The 701-nt window shown below is 61.2% G+C and carries 1 protein-coding gene; it reads right to left on the bottom strand.

Features of this window, described 5'->3' with window-relative positions; all coding sequences use genetic code 11:
• The coding region (locus RA21_RS21810) for a YceI family protein (protein WP_039152721.1) at positions 1 to 413 on the bottom strand (413 nt) is incomplete at its 3' end.
• Positions 414 to 701: the final 288 nt, after the last annotated feature.

The following is a 701-nucleotide window of genomic DNA, read 5'->3' as shown; positions in this document are numbered from 1 at the left end:
GTCATATCGGCGGTGACGCCATGCAGCGACAGGGTGACGGGCAGGTCGATCTGTTTTCGCTGCACTGCGGCGAGATCAGCGATCTGGTCCGGGTCGATCCGGGCTGTGATCACGGCCTCAGGGTAGGTGAAGGTTTCAAAGAACAGGAACCGCATCCGCACGTTGCGCAGGTCGATGGAGGTGTCGACAGAGTCCAGAGCGATGTGGATCTTGGCCTCCCCGGCCTCGGAGATGCTGCCGGAGAAGGCGGCGAAGCGGCTGGATTCCGCAATGCTGCCTTTTTTGATCGATATGAATCGGATGGCAGAGGATTCGGGCGTCAGCTGCCAGCCGCGCTCAAACGGGCCGGCGGCCAGTGCCGGACGGATGAGAAGCAGGAAAATTGTTATGATTGAAAGAGTTAAGCGGTACATGCGGGTCCATCCGGGTTTCTGGAAGTGAGGTCCCGGCCTGCGGGCCAGGGCAGAAATGATGCGCCCAGACTAACCGCAGAGTTGCTGGCGGGCGCAAGGGACGCGATAGTTTGGTAACCAAATACCCTTAAGAATTGGGAAGCAGCCCTGCGCGGACGGATGCCGGGGCGGGAAGTGGAGCAGACAGGTGCAAGTTTTGATGATCCGGGTCCGGCTGATGCTGCTGGCAGTTGCGGCGGCCTGCTGGGGCGCGATGTCGCTGGCTGAGGAGCGGCTGGCGCTGGTGAT

The sequence above is a fragment of the Leisingera sp. ANG-DT genome, from assembly GCF_000813785.1.
Classification (GTDB): Bacteria; Pseudomonadota; Alphaproteobacteria; order Rhodobacterales; family Rhodobacteraceae; genus Leisingera.
Note: the sequence above shows the minus strand (reverse complement) of the source record. Positions and strands in the feature narration are given on the sequence as shown.